Origin of the sequence: Paucibacter sp. Y2R2-4, assembly GCF_025717535.1 — a bacterium.
In the GTDB taxonomy this organism is placed as follows: domain Bacteria; phylum Pseudomonadota; class Gammaproteobacteria; order Burkholderiales; family Burkholderiaceae_C; genus Paucibacter_A.
Window position 1 is genome coordinate 1,389,796 of the sequence record NZ_JAJIRO010000001.1, and the last position, 18,482, is coordinate 1,408,277.

Annotated in this window: 19 protein-coding genes; all 19 read right to left on the bottom strand. The window is 63.0% G+C overall.

The annotated features are described in order from the left end of the window. Nucleotide 1: 1 nt before the first annotated feature. Entirely contained in the window at nt 2-4,390 is a 4,389-nt protein-coding gene (locus LNV06_RS06100; RefSeq protein WP_263537316.1) for a phage tail protein, read from the bottom strand. Then, complete coding sequence (locus LNV06_RS06105; RefSeq protein ID WP_263537317.1) at nt 4,378-4,794, bottom strand: DUF6950 family protein; 417 nt, start codon at nt 4,792-4,794, stop codon at nt 4,378-4,380. Before LNV06_RS06105 ends, LNV06_RS06100 begins: the two co-directional genes overlap by 13 nt. A 5-nt stretch (nt 4,795-4,799) precedes the next feature. Further along, complete coding sequence (locus LNV06_RS06110; RefSeq protein ID WP_263537318.1) at nt 4,800-5,375, bottom strand: hypothetical protein; 576 nt, start codon at nt 5,373-5,375, stop codon at nt 4,800-4,802. Next, a complete protein-coding gene (locus tag LNV06_RS06115) occupies nt 5,372-5,980 on the bottom strand; it encodes a hypothetical protein (RefSeq protein ID WP_263537319.1) in 609 nt (202 codons plus the stop codon). The genes LNV06_RS06110 and LNV06_RS06115 overlap by 4 nt, the downstream gene beginning before the upstream one ends. 97 nt (nt 5,981-6,077) lie before the next feature. Beyond that, entirely contained in the window at nt 6,078-6,434 is a 357-nt protein-coding gene (locus LNV06_RS06120; RefSeq protein ID WP_263537320.1) for a hypothetical protein, read from the bottom strand. After that, nucleotides 6,434-6,673: a hypothetical protein gene (locus tag LNV06_RS06125; RefSeq protein ID WP_263537321.1), complete on the bottom strand. Its 240-nt coding sequence runs from the start codon at nt 6,671-6,673 to the stop codon at nt 6,434-6,436. The genes LNV06_RS06120 and LNV06_RS06125 overlap by 1 nt, the downstream gene beginning before the upstream one ends. Next, nucleotides 6,670-7,257 (bottom strand): BRO-N domain-containing protein, encoded by a 588-nt coding sequence (locus tag LNV06_RS06130; protein ID WP_263537322.1) that lies wholly within the window; start codon nt 7,255-7,257, stop codon nt 6,670-6,672. Before LNV06_RS06130 ends, LNV06_RS06125 begins: the two co-directional genes overlap by 4 nt. Nucleotides 7,258-7,546: 289 nt before the next feature. Further along, the gene (locus LNV06_RS06135) at nt 7,547-8,338 is read right to left on the bottom strand and encodes a hypothetical protein (RefSeq protein WP_263537323.1); all 792 of its coding nucleotides are present in this window, start codon (nt 8,336-8,338) and stop codon (nt 7,547-7,549) included. Nucleotides 8,339-8,380: 42 nt separating this feature from the next. Continuing rightward, nucleotides 8,381-11,359 carry a phage tail length tape measure family protein gene (locus tag LNV06_RS06140; protein WP_263537324.1) on the bottom strand — a complete coding sequence of 993 codons (2,979 nt, stop codon included), beginning with the start codon at nt 11,357-11,359 and terminating at the stop codon, nt 8,381-8,383. Beyond that, nucleotides 11,340-11,738, bottom strand: a complete 399-nt coding sequence (locus LNV06_RS06145) for a DUF1799 domain-containing protein (RefSeq protein WP_263537325.1) — start codon at nt 11,736-11,738, stop codon at nt 11,340-11,342. The genes LNV06_RS06140 and LNV06_RS06145 overlap by 20 nt, the downstream gene beginning before the upstream one ends. A 17-nt stretch (nt 11,739-11,755) precedes the next feature. Continuing rightward, complete coding sequence (locus tag LNV06_RS06150; RefSeq protein WP_263537326.1) at nt 11,756-12,139, bottom strand: phage tail assembly chaperone; 384 nt, start codon at nt 12,137-12,139, stop codon at nt 11,756-11,758. A gap of 35 nt (nt 12,140-12,174) precedes the next feature. Beyond that, on the bottom strand, nt 12,175-13,104 hold the full coding sequence (locus LNV06_RS06155) for a phage tail tube protein (protein WP_263537327.1): 930 nt from the start codon (nt 13,102-13,104) through the stop codon (nt 12,175-12,177). Nucleotides 13,105-13,110: 6 nt separating this feature from the next. Then, entirely contained in the window at nt 13,111-13,323 is a 213-nt protein-coding gene (locus LNV06_RS06160; RefSeq protein ID WP_263537328.1) for a hypothetical protein, read from the bottom strand. A gap of 3 nt (nt 13,324-13,326) precedes the next feature. Beyond that, entirely contained in the window at nt 13,327-13,707 is a 381-nt protein-coding gene (locus LNV06_RS06165) for a hypothetical protein (RefSeq protein ID WP_263537329.1), read from the bottom strand. Continuing rightward, nucleotides 13,700-14,137, bottom strand: coding sequence for a hypothetical protein (locus tag LNV06_RS06170; protein ID WP_263537330.1), 438 nt, complete (start codon nt 14,135-14,137; stop codon nt 13,700-13,702). The genes LNV06_RS06165 and LNV06_RS06170 overlap by 8 nt, the downstream gene beginning before the upstream one ends. Beyond that, entirely contained in the window at nt 14,134-14,694 is a 561-nt protein-coding gene (locus tag LNV06_RS06175) for a hypothetical protein (protein WP_263537331.1), read from the bottom strand. Before LNV06_RS06175 ends, LNV06_RS06170 begins: the two co-directional genes overlap by 4 nt. Beyond that, nucleotides 14,694-15,293 (bottom strand): hypothetical protein, encoded by a 600-nt coding sequence (locus LNV06_RS06180; protein ID WP_263537332.1) that lies wholly within the window; start codon nt 15,291-15,293, stop codon nt 14,694-14,696. The genes LNV06_RS06175 and LNV06_RS06180 overlap by 1 nt, the downstream gene beginning before the upstream one ends. Nucleotides 15,294-15,311: 18 nt before the next feature. Further along, entirely contained in the window at nt 15,312-15,710 is a 399-nt protein-coding gene (locus LNV06_RS06185) for a hypothetical protein (RefSeq protein ID WP_263537333.1), read from the bottom strand. Nucleotides 15,711-15,797: 87 nt separating this feature from the next. Further along, on the bottom strand, nt 15,798-18,428 hold the full coding sequence (locus LNV06_RS06190; protein ID WP_263537334.1) for a phage protease: 2,631 nt from the start codon (nt 18,426-18,428) through the stop codon (nt 15,798-15,800). Between the last annotated feature and the right edge of the window lie 54 nt (nt 18,429-18,482).

The following is an 18,482-nucleotide window of genomic DNA, read 5'->3' on the forward strand; positions in this document are numbered from 1 at the left end:
GTCAGGTGATGTTGCTGAAAGTGAAGCCCGGGAAGCTCGCCGTGGCCACGCCGGTGGCGGCTTCGTTCTCCAGCTCCCAGGTGCCAACAGAACCTTGGCCAACATAGGGGCGCCAGGCGCCGCTGATCCTTTGGAACGCCTTGGTGCTACTGATCCATATGGCACCATCAGGCGCACCGCTAGGCTCAGAATCTTGGAAGTAGTACGGGTTTCTTGTGGCGTAATCCTCCGGCTTGCCGGTACCGCCAGGGATACCGGTCCAGAGTGCTGTCAGCCCTAGATTGGCGTCATCTGTGATTGAGGCCGTGCCATTGACATAGGTACCCGCCAGCACCCAACTGCTACCCAGCCAGATCTTGATGGTGCGAGGCGTGACGCTGGTGTCGATCCAGAGGGTGCGGAGCGCGGGCGAGCCGGGCGCAGAGCTGGAATAGACCACCTCGTTTTTGGTGGCGTCCAAATCGCCAGTGAACCCTGTCCAGCCAACGCCTCCGCTCACTTGCCCGTTCTGCAAAATCCATGGAAGCTCAATTGCGTCCGACTGGGTGGTGGATAGCATTTCAAGACCTTTGCCCTCGCCTTGTCTGCAAATACCGACAAGTGCGTAGCAGGCGCGGTATTTGCCGATAAGGGTAGGCAGACGGTTCCGGCTTGCTCCGATCCCGTACATCGCCTCCAACAAATTTGGCGGCAGCATGTTGCCACTCGGGTGATCGTTCGTCCAAACGCAGACGATCCAATCGCTTGAGTTGCCATTCAGAACGCCTGCAATTTCGTCGGCCTTGCTCTGAGGGTCGCCGTTCATCCAAGTCCGCGTAATGTCAAGCGCGCCCGTGTTGCGGTTGATGAACCGGAAGTTCCACCATGCCCCCGAGCCATCTAGCTGCGTTACTCCTTCCCACAAGCCGATGCCAAGACGCGCCTTAGTTGACTGATAGCCAAAGCTGCTCAATGTGAAGAAACGGGGCTTGCCCGCTCCCGATGTGCCAGCCCAGGTCGCCGTCTTCGCAGACTCCTGATAGATCAAATCGAGCAAGTCACGGCGGGCGTTGTAGTAAGCCTGCCATTTGGCCGCGTCAGTTGCGGGTGTGATCGATGTGTTCTTCGTTGTGTCGTAGAAGTCAGCCAGCGTCCCGATGTAGCTGTTCAAAGCACCATAGGCCGCTTCGTATGCGTCTCGCGTCGCCGCCGCATTGGGCGTTGCCGTGCCTCGGTTGTAGAGCGTGTAGCGCTCATCACGGATGAGTTGCCATTCCTTCAGCAGCGCGGGTTTCTCGGCGGCATCGATGATTCCGTTGCTGCGCATGTCTGCGAGCATATTCAGCGCTGAGACAGCGCTCGTTTGAGCATCATCGGCTGCCTTCTTTGCCGCCGACACATCGGTTATGTCCGAAATTTTGAAGTCGCTGACATAGTGGCGCGAGGTAGGCGAGCCCCCTCCGTAGTTGGCCAAAAACACCAGCTTCATGCCAATGACACCGGCAGGTACAACGGCTCCGGCGGCCCCGAATACGTTTGAATAGTCAGTGACTGCGATGTTCGGAATACCGTTGACTAGCCCAAAGTAAGAGTAGGAACCGTTACTCCATCCAGCAGGGTCATTGCCCGCCGTCGCCGTACCGCCAATTTCATTGGAGTTGACAACTACCCCGCCCGAACGAATCCACATTACCCCCAGGTAAGCTCGCCCATTGCCGTCAGTCGAGAACACCTTGGCCGAAACTTTGTACGTCCTGCCCGGTGTGTACGGGATCATTTCCGCACTCTGGATTTGCGGCGCGGTTCCGACCGCAGAGCCAACACAAGTACCCCCCGGAACTCCAACCACATCCTTAATAAAATGAGTTCCAGCCCCGCCCTCCCACGCTGAAGGCTTAGAGCACTCAGGGTCGGCATTTAATGCCCCGCCACGCGGAAGGCCCACATTGCTATTCAACCACCCTGGATCCGGCGTGATCGACCCAGCCCCCACATTGATCGCATTGCTCACCGTGATTTGCGTGCTGACCGGGTTGCTCCCATTGCCCGAGGTGTCCACATGCACCGCCCACACGGTGTAAGTGCCGGGTGCTGGCCATACCCAGTCGTAGCCGGTGGCATCGCCTTCGCCTGGCAGCGAGGTCGCCGTGGCCCAGTTCGGCCCTACGCGCAGGTAAGTCGTTTTGTAATCGGCATCAAGGCAGGTGTCATATCGCACGCGCAGCACGCCAGGCTTGATGCTGGCAGTCAAGAAGACCACAGGCCCTGGGGGCTGCAGCTTGCCGAGGTGCAGCACAGCCGCGCTGCGCCAATCGCCCGTTGCGCCCATGCCGTTAATCCAGCGAGCGCGGAACAAATAGACCGAACCCTCTTCCAGGCCCAGGATGTAGGCATGGTTGCTGGTGCCTGCGGCATCAGGGGCACGCTGCCACACAGAGTCACTGTCACGGCGGTACTCAATCTGCAATGCGCCACTGCTGCGCACCAAAGCGTCTGAGCTGTCGAGGTAGCTGAGCTTGACCCGGCTCAGAATGCTGCCATCGGTCTGGCGGATCAACGTGGCGGTTCCGCTGGTGGCCACCAAGTAGTCCACCGGATCCACCTTCCATGGATCCACCAGCGTGGTACTGGTGGGCGGCAGGCTGGCTTGGGCGTCGGTCAGGTCATACACGCTGGGCGCGTCTTGGCGAAGCGTCAGCAGCACCGGCTTACCCACGGACCAGTCGCGCTTGACCACCCGAAACACCACCTGGTTGATGCCCAGCTTGCTATTGCTCAGCCGCACCCGTTGGCCAGGTTTGAGCTGCAGCGCGCGGCGCTTGGCGGGAAACACCATCGCCTCCCCGCGGCTCTGCTCCACGGTGATGCGGGCCAGTTGCCAGCAGCGCCAGATCTCGTCGGTGAAGGGGTAGCTGCGATCGGCCCAAAGCAAATCGCCGCCGTCCTCGGCCTTGAAGGCTGCGTTTTGGTAGGGTGGGTAGTCGGTGAGCTCGCCCAGCTGCAGCGGGTCATAGAACTGGCCGCGCATGCTATTCACCACCTCATGGCCCGGCGAGCCAGCCAAGGTCTCGATGCTGCCCAGACAGTCGGCGTCCACCAGGTCCATCACCGGCGGGCTGTACACCCCGGCCTGCAGCGACCACATGCCGCCCGATCGGATGGCGTTGCCGGCCATGGCCAGGCAGAGCTGCTCGAGCGTGGCATCTGGGTCGGTGTCGGTGTGGAAGGCTCCATTGATGGTGTAACGCGGCGCGCTCAGGGTCTGAGTTTGGCCACCAGGCAGGGTCACCACCGGGGTGATGACCTGGGCGCAGTCATTCGCCGCGGTGATCATCGAGCTGGTGAGCATCTGCGTGGCGGCTGCGTTCTTGCCGAATTCGGCGCGGATGAAATCAGCGGTGCACAGCGCAGCGTTATTGGTCCAGGCCGTGACGCCAGTGCGGTAGTCATAGACCTTTTTGCCGCGAATGCGAGCTCGGGCCGGCAGCGGGCCGCCCTGGAATTCTTCATTGTTCAGGTCATAGCGCACCACGCTGTAGCAAATGCCTCGCCCACGGTCGCTGGCCTTCCAGTCAACCGGGCAAGCGGCCATCAAGACAGCGTCGGCCACCTGGTCAGCGCCGCCCAAGTGGTGGCTCACCTGCAACCAGGTGGAGGCCGGCAGCTCTTCGTCATAGCTGGCCAGCACCGTCTTGCCCGCCCAAGCGGTCACAAACTCCGAATTCACCCGCAAGGTGGCGCCGCCATCGGGGCCGTGCGGCATGATGCTGAACTGGCCGGGGGCCAAGGTGCGGGTGCGGTCCTGGCTGTCGCTGATGACAAGCATCCGCGTGGGCCGGTGCGACATTTCACCGGCGCCCTGCGCGTTGAGGTTGACCGTTTCGGTCACGGTGTCGGGGTTGGCCGAGATCCAGGCTTCGGCGTTTGAGAAGCCGCCCGTGTCCAAGCCCCCAACGCTCTTGCCGGCCAGCGTGAAGTCCACAATGGCCTCGCACTCATGCACCGCCCAGACGTAGACCACGTACTTGTACTGGTCCTTGTCGCCCGAGGTCAGCACGGCGGCCACCAAGACCGGCGTGACCCAGGTTTCTCCGTAAATTACCTGCCAGGGCGAGCTGGCGCCCTGCACCGTCACATTGCGATCACGCAAGCCTTCGTTGTAGGCATCTTTGGCGGCATTGGCGGCCTTGCGGGCCTGATCCTGGCCATAGGCGATCTGCGCCACGATCAAGACCGCTGCCACGTAATAGGCGCCGTACTGCATGGCCGCCACGATCAGAATTGGGATCGCCTGCGGCATCGCCAGCCAAAGGCCATCAGGAACCGGCGGGAAGAACCAGACCCATGCCGCCTGCGCAAGCACGCCAAGCAGGGTCAGGCCCCAGCTCACCCAAGGCTTCATACGGCCCATGCTTCGGCCTCGTAGTTCATCGGCAGCAGCACCAAGCCTGCGGCGCCAGGTGCCAGCGCAAATTCGCCCTCGCACAAGGCCAGCACAGGCCAGCGCCCCTGCGGCAGCAGCACCAAGTCGCCCCGGGTGGCCAAAGTCGCCAAAACCGGCTCCAGGCCGGCGCGAGCCATACCCGCTGCAATGCCGCCTCGCTGGCGGATCCGGCGCAGTGCTGCGGCCGCGCTGCGGCGTGGTGTGTCACGGAACTCTTGCAAGGCGTCGTCGCCCCGCAGGGCCCGCACCACGTCAGCCGCCCAGTTGCAGCAATCATTGCGGCCCCAGGCAAAGGGCTCAGTCAGGCGCTCGCGCACCAGGGCATCGAGGCGGTGGGGCCAATCGGGCAGGCGCTTGGGAAGGGTGCTCATGATCATCAACGGCGCTGGAATCGAATGCTCAGCCAGGGCTGGGGCTTGGAGCCAAACTCTTCCACCCGGGCGAAAAACGTGTCACCCGGAAAGCGAGCCTGGTGCTGGGCGTTGTTGAGGCGCAGTGACTGCGGCGCCCGCTTGTCGCGGCCCTGCAGCTCGCAGCGCATCACGGCCTGCGCGGCCTGGTCGGCGCCGTCACCGGTGCGCAGCCGCACCTGGTCCATCAGCCCGCTCCAGAGCAGCTCGGGTGTGCCTTGTAGCTGCAGCACCGAGTTCATGGCGCCCAAATAGATCAATACCGGCCGGCGCCGGTAGGTGTTCACACTGCCTCGGCACAAGGCCAGCAGCGAGGGGTCTTGTACTGCCAGGCCCAAGTCAACAGCGGGGTATTGAAGGCCCTCCGCATCTTGCAAGCCACTCACGCTCATCAGTCGGCCCGCGCCTTGCCAACTTTGGCCCAAGGCCTCCAAGCTGTGGCTCCAGCTGCACAGGCGCACGGTACCGGTGGTGAACTGCATCTCCACCAGGTAGACCAAGCCTGCCGTGGGCGCGGCGACTTGCTCGCTGTGGGTGCTCACGAAAACACCTCTTCCAGCGCAAAGGTCACGCCAGGAAAGCGCGCCCCTTGCTGCTTCATGGGTGGAACAGGGCCCTTCAAGATGAACAGGGCAGTGGGTTTGAACAGCAGTAGCGGCGTGCCAGGCGGTACCGGCGCGCGCAGCGGCGGCTCCACCACCAGGTCGGCGCGCCCATCGGCTGCGCTATTGGCTGTGAGCAGCAGGCGCTTGAGCTCACCGTTCACGCCGATCCAGCTGCCCGCCTTGAGCACGCCGGGCACATTAGCCGCCCAGAGATCGGTGTTCAGGGTGTTGCCCGTGGCGGCCGGGGCCGTCAGTCGGGTTTGGGGTGTGCCGGAGGCCGGGCCCAGCGGGGTCTCGCGCCGCCAGTCCCAGCAGCGCAGGCGGTTCACACTGCCATTCAGCCGACCCAGCAAGGCCTCCCACTCGGGTACTTCCTCGCGGCGCAGCGGGCCGGTAGTGACCTGCACCATCCAGCGAGGCGCGCCCACTATGTCGATTTGCGGCGAGCCATCAATGCCGCGCTGCACTTCTTGCGGTACGTACAGGCCCCACTCCACCTCAGCGGGGCGCAGGGACAGGGGGAAGTCGATGTACTCGGCCATGCCCTCAGTGTGGGCTGGGCGCTTGGACGATTGCAGGGGCGAGGCGGGGCCAAGACAGCGCCGAAATGGCCCAGCCCGCCCCCCGCTCTGAGCGGACTCAGTTCATCAGCCGCGCTTGAGCCAAAGTGCGCAGCACTCCGCAGCCGGGCAGTTCATCCCACTCCACCACGCGCTTCACATCTTCGGCAGAAAACGGGTGTTGTTGCCCATCGTCGTGAAGCGCCTGCCAGCCCCGCTCGGCGCAATAGTCAGCCACCGCCTGGGCATCGCCCAAGTCAGCAAACAGCGCCAAGATCTGATCCAGCATGGTGCCCGCGTCATCGCCCGCAACCAGCCGGGCCTTGAGGTCCAGCAGCGCTTCCAGCTCCGCTTGCAAGCGCCGCAGGCCTTCAGCCCGAGCGCGGTACACCCGCTGCACAGCCGCCAAAGGCTGCGCCAACGGTGGGGCGGGCATCATGGCTCCACCTCGAGGCCCAGCTGCAGCGCCGCCGCCGTCAAGCCGTCACACGCCAGGTCAAGCCGCGTACGCACACCGTCGAGCAAGGCCACGAGTCCACCACCTTCCAGCGTTGCACTCTGCGCGCCTTGCAGCAGGCTCACCAAAAAGGCGACGCCATCGCGCGCGCTTCGCGCGTCGGACAGGGCCGTGATCATGTCGGTGGCCAAGATGGCTTGATCAAGCGCGGCGCTCATGCTGCTGTACCGGCTGCGCCACCCTCCCCGCCAACGCCCGGCAAAGGCTCTTGCTGCATGCCTGGGGCCAAGCTGCGCAAGGCGCGGGGCTGGATGCCCAGCAGCCGGCTGACCTGGCGCAGGTTTTCATACAACTCTTCAGCGGCGGCGCGCTGGGTGGCGCCGCCCAGCTCGCGCACCAGGCTGCGCCGCTCTTTCAAGAAGGCCAAGCGCTGGGGGTAGGTCATGGTGCCGCTCTGCTGCGGGGCCTCGCGCCCCTCCAGCACATCCAAGACCCAGCGCCGGAAGGCCGCCGCCCGCTCGGTGCGAGAGAGCATGCCCAAGAGGTGAGCGCCGCGCAGGCTGAAGATGCGCACCGGCTGGATGCCGCCAGCGGTGGGCAGCTCCAAGACCTGGGTCATGTCGGGAGTAAATTCGTCGGCGTTGGACTGGTAGACCTGTTGGACGCGTTGGCGACCATTTAAGTACCCCAAGGCGTCCGCAATTTGCGTACCCCTTAGCCACGGAGAGCCGTGCAAGTCAACGATATCAAATTCGGTATCTTGGAAGACGAGCGCGGCTGCGCCTGCTGAGTAAGTAGCCATTTGTTGCTCCAGATTCGCTATCGAACATGAAGCTGCCACCCCTGCTAAAGGGCGGCAGCCCAGGACGGGTTAGCAGACCGGGCGAATCGCGGAGCGAGTAACCGGCGAGCCTTGCGGCTCCCCGTCTGGGCCACCATTGATCGTATAGGGACGAACAAGGTCCAGAAACGGCAAAGCCGCATGGTACTGCGGCTTCTGTGCCGCGATTCGCAAAGGGCTGCTAAACCCAACTGCATTTCTGCAGTGCGATCACTCTACATCAGGAAAGGCGCAGTGCGCAAGGCCAAAATCAATCCTGGATCATCGTCACACGCCCCTGGGCAAAGTGGATACGCCCTCGGGAATAAATCCAAACCTCGCTGGTTTGTCGTTCGGTTTGAGTCCGAATTGAGTCCTTTGGTGGCCCCCACTGCGAGGCCAAAACTTCTTGGGGGGTCATGCCAATTTTTGGCACCGGCTTAGCCACCAACAGCGCCCTCTCCCGTGCTTTCTCATCGTCGTACTGCTTCCTCTTTGCTGCAGCGTTAGCGTTTGCTTTCGCTGCCTTCGCTCTTGCCTCTCGCATCTTGATTGCTGGATCAGTTGCGTAGATGTGGCTATTGCTATCAATCAGAAAATTCTCATCTCTACTTCTTTCAAGTTTCCGCTCAAAGTCATCTTGAGCAAGAAAGCCTATTTGCCCATTTGACAGAGCAACTTTAAGAAAACGATTCTCTTCGAATGCATAGCCAAATCTAGGGTCTACAACTATTGCTGTAACCACAAAACTAAGCGGCTCTTTTACTGAAAACATGCGACCCGTACCAAGAGCAATTCTTGGCTCGACCAAAAACTTGAATCCAGGGCTAAGAGGGTCAGATTTATCCAGCACGGAATGGCGGGAGTCGCCAGGTGCACCCAGGCTCCTTTCTTGCTCAGGACGAATCCAGTACTGCTTTTGGATATAGGTCTGCCCACGGGCTTCCGCCTGAAGCGCACGCCTTTCTCCTTCGCAATTTGAGTGAGTGCATTCAGGCTCACCGGCGGCCAAACAAATAGCTATGTGACAGCCAACAAGCAGCGTGAAAAACAACTTTTGCATGAGCCCCTCAGCATTTTTTGATTCGGCACTGTACTGCGCCTTTCATGCCGTTCCACGCTCCATCTCATCCCGCATTTCAGCCTTGGCCTGGCGCACCGCCATGAGGGCCAAACTGGCCACTTGCGCCTGGTCGGTGCGGGCGTCGATGTGGATGGTGACGTGCTGGGTGATGCTGGGGCGGCTGCTGCCGCCGGCCTTGGCCACCGCTTCGACTGGAGCCAGCGCCCGCATTTGACCCTTGGTGAAAACGCCCTCGCCGCGCTGCAAGATGGCCGGCACTTCGTCGTGCGCCAGGCCTCCCGTGTGATAGCGGCGAGCGCCTGCCCAGGTGTTGACAGGGAAGCTAGCCGCGCGGCCTTCTCCTGCGCCCATGATGGCACCGGTGTGGGCCACCGTGGCTGCAGCTTCACCGCCGCCGTTGCTGAAGAGGCTGGCCAACATGCCCGCGAACCCGCCTCCACCACCACCGCCACCACTGCCTGAAGATGACATGGTGCTGAGCGCCAAAGCGGCAGAAGTGGCGGCGGAGGTCAGAGAGTCCAGCGCCACAGTGCCGAGGGTCAGGCTTGTGGCCTGGGCCGCCATACCGGATGTTGCCGCACCCAAAGCCGCTGTGTTGGCGGTAACGGCAGCAGTGCCGGCAGTAACCGCCGCCGTATTGCTGGTGACAGCTGCGGCCTCTGCGCTCTTGGCTGCGCTGCCGGCCCCATCACCTAGGGCTTCAGCGGCAGGTTTGGCGATTCCCATCCAGCCGGCCACGGTGTCGCCGGCCTGCTGCATCATCGGCGCGACCTGCTGCCGATAGGTCAGCTTGGCAAACTCGCCCAGCGCAAAGTCAGTGAGGCTTTCGATATTCACCTTGCCGGTCTTGATGAACTCGACCCAGCCACTTTCACCGGCGCGCAGCCAGCCGGTTTGGAAGTCGTCGTAGGCCTCGCGCATGAGGCGAGTGTTGTCTTTCCATGCCTCCAGCATCTGCTGCCATTCAGGCTTGAGGTCTTGCACCATGCGGCGATTGATGAGATCGATGGCATCGGCCTTTCTCTGCTCGGCCTGGGTCATCTCGGTCTTGATGCCATCGACCGCATCGGGCTGCAAGATCTCGGCTATGGCCAGCCGCGCCTTGAGGCCTTTCGCCTGCTCGGTGTAGTAGCGGTTGAGCTCGGCAATGTCGAGCTTGGCCCGCTCGGTCGCACGCTTGTAGGGGTCGGCAATCAAGTCCACCGCCGCAGACGCATTGCCATAGCGCAGCTGCTCGCTGAATTGGCTCAGCGCTTGGCGGCGCTGGTTCAGATCATCAATGAAACGATCTTGCGCAGCAGCGCCGGCACTCTCGGTCGCACGGTCGGCAGCAACTTCGGCTGCAGCTTGCTGAGCGACCAGACTGCCGCGCTGAGCCTTGAGCTCGATGATCTTGCTTTCTTGCTGGATCTCGACTTCGCCGCGGCGCGCGGCGAGCTCGATGAGTCGAGCTTGTTGCTGGCTCGCGTCTGCGGCGTTCTCAGGCTTGCGGCGCGCCTCGGCCGAGATCTCGGCATCAATGACAGCCGCGCGGCTCTGGGCCAGGCGAGCCTCAGCGCTGATCTGCGCATCAACCACCTGGATCTGCGACTGCAGGCCCTGCTGCTCCAGGGTCTTACGGCGCTCAAAGTAGTCCGCCGTGCCTACGCTATCCCGATCGCGCAGGCTTTCCAGAGTGGCGCTTTGGCGTTGCTGTAGAGCCTCGCGCTGCCGTGCAGCTGCTTGGCTGACTGCCAGATCTCGATTGATGATGGCCTCGCGCTGCGTGGCCGCTGCACGGGCTTGTGCCAACTCGATAGCGAGGGCTGCTTCTACGCGAGACTGGTCAAGCTGGCGAAGCGCCTCTTGAGCCTGGGCTACAGCGCCAGATGCTTCCATGCCTCGTTCTTGAACCCTAATGAGGTCTCTGTTAGCGAGGTCAACGGCTTGCAGTGCCTTTTCGTAGCGTGATTCTTCCCACATGCCCAGCAAGCCGCCACCGCCTTGGTTGGGTAGAGCGCGGAATCGTTCGATATCACTCTTTGCCTTAGCAAGCCGCTGGCTGAGGGTGTCTTCTCGGCCGTAGCTAAGCATTTCATCCCACGAACTCTTGGCGGCATCTTTGACGCCAACCCAGGCACGCTCGAGAAGCCCGAGGTTCGATGCCACCTTGGCTGTGCGTGTACTCATGGCCTCTGCATAGGCCTTTTGAGCCAAGGCGCCGGCATCAGCCTCCCGGCCGGCGGCCATCAGAGCGCGGATCTCTTCGTACAGCGCAGCGGTGAGGTAGTTCACCCCGCGATTGAGTCGCAGCGTAGCCTCCAGCGGCGCGCGGCCCAGGTCGGTGAAGCGCTGGGCGGTTTCGCTCAAGGGTTGGTCCAGCGTGCGCTCCATGCGGATGGCCAGATCTGCAAAGCCCTGCAGATTGCGCTGGGCCACTTCGCCTGTTGAAGCCATCGCGGCCAAGGCCTGCGCGGCCTTGCCCTGCGTGCCCACGGCCTGGGCAATGCTGCGGGCCATGTCGGCCATTTGCCCTGCGTTGGTGCCGGCTGCGTTGCCGGTCATGATGAGCGCTTGGTTGTAGGCCTGGGCCTCATGAGCCCCTTGCTGATGAGCCATGAGCAAGAGCAGCACGCCCGCAGCCGCACCGCCGGCGGCCAAGCGGGCCGGGCCGAGTGCTGCCGTGATCTCGCGGAACATGGGCCCCACGCCGCCAAAGCTGTCTTTGATTTGGCCGCCCTGCTGGATGGCGATCAGCCAGGCCGGTTGTCCGCTGGCCAAGCTGGTGACCACATCGGTGATCTGCGCCGGCAGCAAGCGCCAGGCGGCTTGCACTTCTTTGGCGCTCTTGCCCATCTGGCCCATGGCGGCAGTGGTGCCACCCATAGGTTTGCCTGCGGCTTCGACCTTCTTGCCGTAGTCCTCCACCGCCTGGCCGGCCAAGGCCACGCCAGCGGTGGTTTCAGGCACGCCCAAGGCGCTGAGGCGGATGCCCAGTTCTTCAATGTTGCTGCTGCTCATCCCAGGCCTCCAGGGCTGCGGTTTCCATTTCCTGCAAATGCTCAAACAGGCGGCGCCTGCGTTTCATTTGGCCCAAGCGCATGACTGCCTCGACGGCGTCATAGCGCAACCCTTGCAGCGTGCCGCAGGGCTTGAAGCGCCATTGGGTTTGCAGGCGCAAGAAGAGCTGCAGCACGGTCCAGTTTTCGGGCCAGATCTCCAGAGGGCCGGTACTAGGCCCAAGGTCTTGAGCGTCTGAGTCTTCGGGCTCTTCGCCGTCTACCTCTTGGGCCGCCAGCCAGGCCTCGATGGCTTGTGGATTCGCGCCCAGCTGGGCCAGCTCTTGTGGCCGCAGGTCTTCGGCGGCCGGGGCTTGCTGCCGGCCGCGCTGCTCGGCCACCCAGCGCCGAGCAGCGTCTAGCCGTTTTTTCGGGCTGCGCCTCCACTCATGGCCGCCATATAGGTGGCCACGATGGCGCTGCGCACAATGGGCGCCAGCATCAGCTGCTCCAGGGCCTCGGGGCTGAAGGGCACGGGCTCGCCGGCGGCGTTTTTCAGATCCGGCCAGCCCACCACCACGCGGCGGACGATATCGGCATCACTCGGCAAGGCCTCGCCCTCAGCCAGGCCAATGCCACGGAACTTGTCGAGCTGCGCCTGGTCGACCTGCACAAACTCCAGCGGCAATTTGGCAAACTGGTACTGGTCTTGGCCCGGTACCGGCACGTTCACGGTCCAGGTGAAATTCATCAGTGCAGCGCCCAGGATGAAGGCGATGGGCGGGGCTTGGTCTTTGTTCATGGTGGGTGCTTTCAGGGGGGTTGCGCGGCCGTGGCTCAGGTGAAGGTCAGCGTGAGCTTGTTCCGCACCACATGCAGCTCGCCGCTGAGCATGGCGGCGCCCTGCTCATTGCTGAGCTTGGGCTTGAAGAGCTGGGCCTTGGGCACGGCCACCGTGACGATGTTGCCCGCGGTGGTGCCGTGGACGATGGTGAGGGAGTCGGTCAGTGCCTCGCTCATCACACCGCCGGTGCCCAGGAAGTTTTTCTGGGCCACGGTGGGCAGCTCGATGGAGATGGAGCCCGAGGTATTGCGGTCGATGATGCTCACATCCTCACGGCCCGTGAGATTGCGGTACTGCACATCGTTGTTTTGGTTGATGCTGAAGCTGCTGAGCAGCGCCGTGAGTGCGCCAAAAGTCACCTGGGTGTTGGCTTTGTTGCAGGCCATCGGGCGGGGCATCGTGGGCTCTGTGGGAACCGGAATGCTGGCATCCACCATGGGGTTGCGCAGGCCCATGCCCTTGAAGGCCAGCAGCGCTTGCTTCTTGGCGTTGAACTTGAGCTCCCAGCTGCCGCGCACACCCGTCATCCGTTGCATGACCTGGTCGAGGTAGTAGTAGAAGGTGGCGCTTTCGTCCAGGGTATCGATGGGGCTGTACACGCAGCTGACGGCATTGGTCAGCACGCGGGCCATGCCGCAGCAGCGCAGCACTGGGTCGAAGTTGGGCACGGTGGACGCGCTGCCCAAGGGCATACCGCCGCCGCGCAGCGGCATCTCAAAACTGATGGTGCTCCACACCGCGCCCACGATCTTTTCATCCTGGCCGAAGGTGTTAGAGGCGGTGGCCTGGTCATCGGTCTCCATCTCGACCGGGTTCACATCGATGTTTTGCACCGCCAACCAGTTGGCCGCGGCGGTGGGCACCGGGTCGACGTTATAGGTCGCTTCGTTCTTGGCCAGCAGCATCTGCAGTTTGGCTTTCATGGGGGCTTACTCCTGAGTTGCGGGGGTGGATTCATCCGGGTCTGGGGACAGACTGCCGTCAGAGTTGCGGACGAAGCAGCCACCAGTGCGAGGCACTTCGAGCGCGGCCGGTGCCTGGGCTTGCGGCTCTTGCGGCTCTTGCGGCTGGCTGTTGCTGGCGGCTACGGCGGTGGTTTTTTGGGTGGAGGCTACGGCGGTGGTTTTTTTGGTGGAGGCCATGGCTCACGGTTCCTTACTGAGATCGGCGGACGCCGGCGGGTTGATGGTCACGCTGATGCCCAGCCGCTGTTTCACCAGCAGCAGCACCAGGTCGATGAATGAGGCGGTGCCCAGGCCGCTGAAGATGCTCAAGCCGAGCAGCAAGGGCAGCTCGCCGTCGAGCTTTTTGTAGGCCATCAGGAACACGGCGAAGCCCCAAGCCAGGCTGTGCAGCACCGAGCCCAGCACCACCCGCCAGGTCAGCGCCTGGTTGCTGCGCAGAAGCATGCCCAAGGCCAGCATGGAGGCCCCGGCGCCGCCCATCAGGGCAAAGACCAGCCACAGGCTGGTGTCATCGATGGCGTTTTGCAGGTTCTGCAAGGCGCGACTATTGGGTTCAGACATAGAGCGCCTCCAGTTCCATCACCACCCAGGCCACCGGTGCGTCCAGGCCGCGGCTGTAGGTGGATTTGGTGATGTAGACGGTGTCAAGCGGCGCGCTCTTGCGGGCTTGGCACCATTCAATGATTTCTTGCTCGAGCTGCTCTTCCAGCTGCTCGACGCGGCGGGTGATGCCTGCGGCCGATTCATCCGACAGGCGGCCATAACTGACGATGGCGAAGCGCAGCGTGCTGTCGTCGGACTCGCTGCCCACGACTCCGCTGAAGTCGCCCCGGCCCTCGGCAATGAAGGTGTGCAGGCCTTGGCGCAGCGCCTGGTCGCCCACCTCGGCGGGGTCTTGCATACCGCGATCGACCAGGCGCGCTGGGTACAGGGCCTGCAGCGAGGCCTCGGCGGCGGCCATGAAAAGCGCGCGACGGTTGGAGCCGGTCATGGCTGAGCCCCCCGAGATCTGGCGATGCCACGCTGCACGGCGGCCACCAAGGTGGTGTGCACGTCTTGGCGGTGATGCTCGGCGGTGGGTTTAACGAAGGGCTGAGGCTTGATGCCCCAGGCTCGCACATGGCGAGACCAGGCGAGATAGCGAGTCTCCAGCTCCTGCTCAAACTCAGAGGCGCGCCGGCTCCCCTTTCTGGGCTTGCGGTACTTGGGGTTCAAAGCCTGCTGGGCGTTGACCAGGCGGCGGCGCAGCCACTCAACAGCAGGCAGGCCCAGCGCAAAGCGCGGCAGGCCCTTGCCGGGCTTGCGGCCCTTCTCCTCATACACCGCATAGTCTTGGGTGGGCTCCACGAAGTACTCGAGCGCGCTGCGGCGGGTGGCCCTGATGGTATTGCCCAATAGGCTGAGATCCTTGGGGGCCTTTTGCCGCATGGTGGCGGTCACCTGCTGGGCCAAGGTGGGCAGCGCGGCGCTGAGCTCGGCATGGATGGCGCGCCCGGTTGCTTTGACACGAAAGGCCACCTGGGCCGCGTTGTGTTGAATGCCGCTCATCAGGTCGCCCCCTCAAATTCGGCCAGCAGCTGGGCGTAAAGCGCAGCGGGGGTGCTGTTGCGCGGTGTGCCACTGAAACCGTCCCTGACGGTTACCGGCTTGTTGATGTTGCGCATGCTGAGCTCGCGCAGGGCTTCGGCCTGGGCACGCAGCAGCAGCAAGGGGCGGTCGACGGCCTGCACGGTGCTGCCAGTGGCGTCGAGACGGTGCTGAGCGAAGTACCAGAAGCGGAAGCTACTTCCGAAAGCGGCCAGATGGGCGGCGCTGGGGGCTGGGTCGAAGACCAGCGCGCCGGCCTGTTCTTTCACGCGGGGCAAGGCGCCGGCATAGCCTTTTGACCAAGGCTTGCAAGGCTTGTTGCCCCACAGATGGGTTTTGTAGTCGATAAATTCGGCCTGCACTTCAGCAGGCAAGGGGTAAATGTCTTGCTCTGCCTGCAGCGTGATGGTGCCCAGCAAGGTGCGCCGGCGCTTCCGGCTGAAAGCGGCGAGCGCCGTTTGCAGATGGCGCTTCCAGTCGGCCTGGTCGGGTGCACTGAAAACGGAGGCGGCGTCATGCAGCGAGCGCTGGAGATCGTCCAGCACATCAGCTTGAGTCATGCCGCCGGCCATGGCCAATTACTCCGGTGCGCCGGTTTTGGCCTGGGCGCGCTGCAGCTGCAGCTCGGTGATCTCGGCCAGCAAACTCTTGCGCGGGGTGTCGCTGATCTGCTCCAGGCGCAGCAGGTGCGCCAGGGTCTCGTCGCTGGACTCGGGCAGCGTGGCCACGATGGACTTCACGTTGCCCTTGAGCAGGTCGAGCAGATTGGCCTCGATGGCCGCCAAGAGGGCCGACTCTTCGTCGGGCTCCAGCAGCGGCAAGTCTTGCTCAGGCCAGCCGTCTCCGGTGGACTCAGCCTCTTGATCTGGGTGGAACTGGGCATCGACTTCGCGGCCGTCATGGGCCGGTACCAGCACGCCGCCAATGATGCGGGGCTGGTCGGAGTCGTTGTGGAAATAGCGCTTGTTCGGTGGCATGGTGGTGTCCTGCTGTCGCTTTGCACAAACCCGCCAGGTCGGCGTGACCTGGCGGGGGCTGCTTTCGCGCGGGGAGGTGTCCGATGGTTAGGAGGCGCGAGGCACGCGACCGGCAAGGCTGTACAGCACCAGGGACGTGCAAGCGTTACGGCGCATGGTTGGCGTGTGGCAGGCAATGAACTGCTCACCGTAGCTTTCACCGGCACCGATAAAGAGGCCGTTGGTGTCGCGGGCCTGCTCGATGGCGTTCATGCTGAAGGCACGCAACATGCGGAAGCGGGTATTGCGCGATTCGCCAATGATGATGCGCGAATCAGCCATATCCAAGCCCGGCGCCTTGGTGTTGAAGGCAGGGATGTTCTTGATGATGGCCACGCTACCGTCAGGGGCCAAGCCGTAACCCGGGCGCGAGCTGTTGGCTTGGAAGGTCTTGGCTTGGCCGAAGGCGTTGTCCACAGCACCACTCATCAGCATCATGTTGGCGGTGTAGTAGCGGTCGTTTTCAATAGTGACCTTGCGGCTACCAATGAGAGTTAGACCACGGTCGTACACATCGGCAAGGGTGTCAGGGGCGTTGCCCACATCCAGATTGAACTTGGCCGCGTTCAGGGTGGAAGAGCCCACAACGGTAAGAGTCCAGCCACTGGTCGGGGTCTGGAGCACGCCTGCTTCGTTCACAAAGCGGAACTCGCCCAGGTTGTAGTCCATCACCCAGTAAAGGCCTGCAGATAGCGTGCCGCCGGTGTATTCGGCACGCTGCGTGCCGTTGAGCGTGATGGTGAGAGGATTCAGCGTCGAGCCGACCTGGTTGCCCTTCATGTCGAAGATGCGGCGGGGGCGGACGATGGGGAACTGCGAGGTGACAAAGATGCGGTTGGTGCCGTTGACTTGCCCGGTGAGCGTGTCGTTCAAAGGGGTCACCATGGCCTCATCGGTGGCGCGCAGGATTTCGTTTTGAATCGTGCGGTCGGTGTCTTCCGAGACGATGCGGGTGATATTGCGCACGTTCTCTGCGACCGGCTCAAAGTCGATGGGGCTGGCTCCCAGCAGGTAGCGCATTTCATTGCTGAGCTGGAAAGCGAGCTTTTGCGGGATGGGGCGAGCCTCTTCCGTGGTCTGGATCACGCCGGCGCGCTTGATGCCTTGCAGCTCATAGGTGCGCAACTGGGCCGTGCCTGCCGCGCTGGTGTCGCGGTAGGAATACGGGATGGTGACCACGTTGGCGAATTCATAGGTGCCCACGTCGCAGAAGTTCAGGCCCACCACCTGGTAGAGCTGCTCGCGCAGCACGGTGCGCTCGACCGAAGCCGGCACGGCGGTATCGCCAATACTGCCCACGCCGCCCGAGAGCATCTTGTGCTCTTGCGCCAGGCGGTGGCCATGCTGAGCATCGAACTGGGCCAAAGCCTTCTCGGCAAAGGCCTTGTTCACCGCCAGCAGAGTGCCGCCGGTACGGGCAAAGCGCTCACGCTCAGACAATGTGGTGATGCCCAGGCGGCGGTCCATCTGCTCTTGCAGGGACTTGATCTGGTTGGAGCTGTCGACGCTGATGTGCACCGTGCCCTCGGGCAAGCGATAGCCCAAGCCAGCCAGCTGCACAGCGGCGCTGGTCTTGTGCGCCTGGCTCAGCATGACGGTGGCCATGCTGGTGATTTGAGCGTCGGGGGCTTCTTTGGTGACCAGGGGCGAAAGCTGACCGATCAGGGCGGTCTTCTCGTCTTCGCTCAATACCTTGTCAGCCTGGATGGTGTCGCTCAGCAGCTTGACCTTGTTGGCCACCGTGGTGGCATCAGCAGCAGCGGCCGCAGCTTGGGCGGACAGCAAACGCTGCACTTCGTTGGCCACGCCGGTGGCATCCAGGCCGCCACCCACGGTCAGGGTGATGGGGCCGGCGCTTTGCCCAGTGGCGCTGAGCGTGCGCAGATGGGCCACCAGGGTTTCGCCGGCGGCGGCGAACGAGTCGACCACGGAGAGGCACTTGGCTTCGTCGGTACCGGCGTCAGCAAGTTGCTTCTGAGCGGCGGCGAGGATGGGGGCGATCTGCTCCAGAGTCAGACCTTGAGAGAGCAGCTTGCTCTTGAGTTGTTCGAGGTAGTTCATGGCGGATTCGAGCTCCAGGGATTTGATGAGGGTGGGATGCACGGCCAGCTTGGTGGCCGGGTTGGTGGTCTCGCCTTCACTGAGGCGCACCGGGTCCAGGTGTTTGATGACAGGTCGGGTGGTGAGGCCAGCACCTAACAGCACGCATCCACGCACCGGGCCGCCTTCGTTGTCACTCCAGGCCTCATGAAACTCTGCGCTGAGGTAAGCGAATCCACGCTTGCGAACGGCTTCAATCCCGAAGTCCGTCCACTCAACCAGGGCTCTGAGCTTGTTGCCCTCCACCGCCAGCTGCAGCACTTTGGCTGCGGCGCCGTTGGAGGGTTTGTGGTCTACATCAATGAATACATCTTGCCCTTGCACACCCGCTTTGAAGTTGGCCACCATCTGGGCCAGCATGTAGGGGGTGATATCAAAGGTGCCATAGCGCGGATCTGTGAAGGTACCCGTGCGGGTGACAGTGACCCAGCTTGACCGCGCCCCTTCTGATAGTTCCACCGGTACCGAGAGAAAGCGCACGCGCTCAGGCGCCGCACCTTCTGACAAAAAGAAGTGGCGCGCCGGCCTTGCCAGCTGGCGCGCCAGAAACCCGGCGAAGGGAGAAGGAGATGGCTTCATAGTGGCGCCCATCTTCAGGCGCCACGCTTGACATTTGCAGCCGCTAGACAGAGC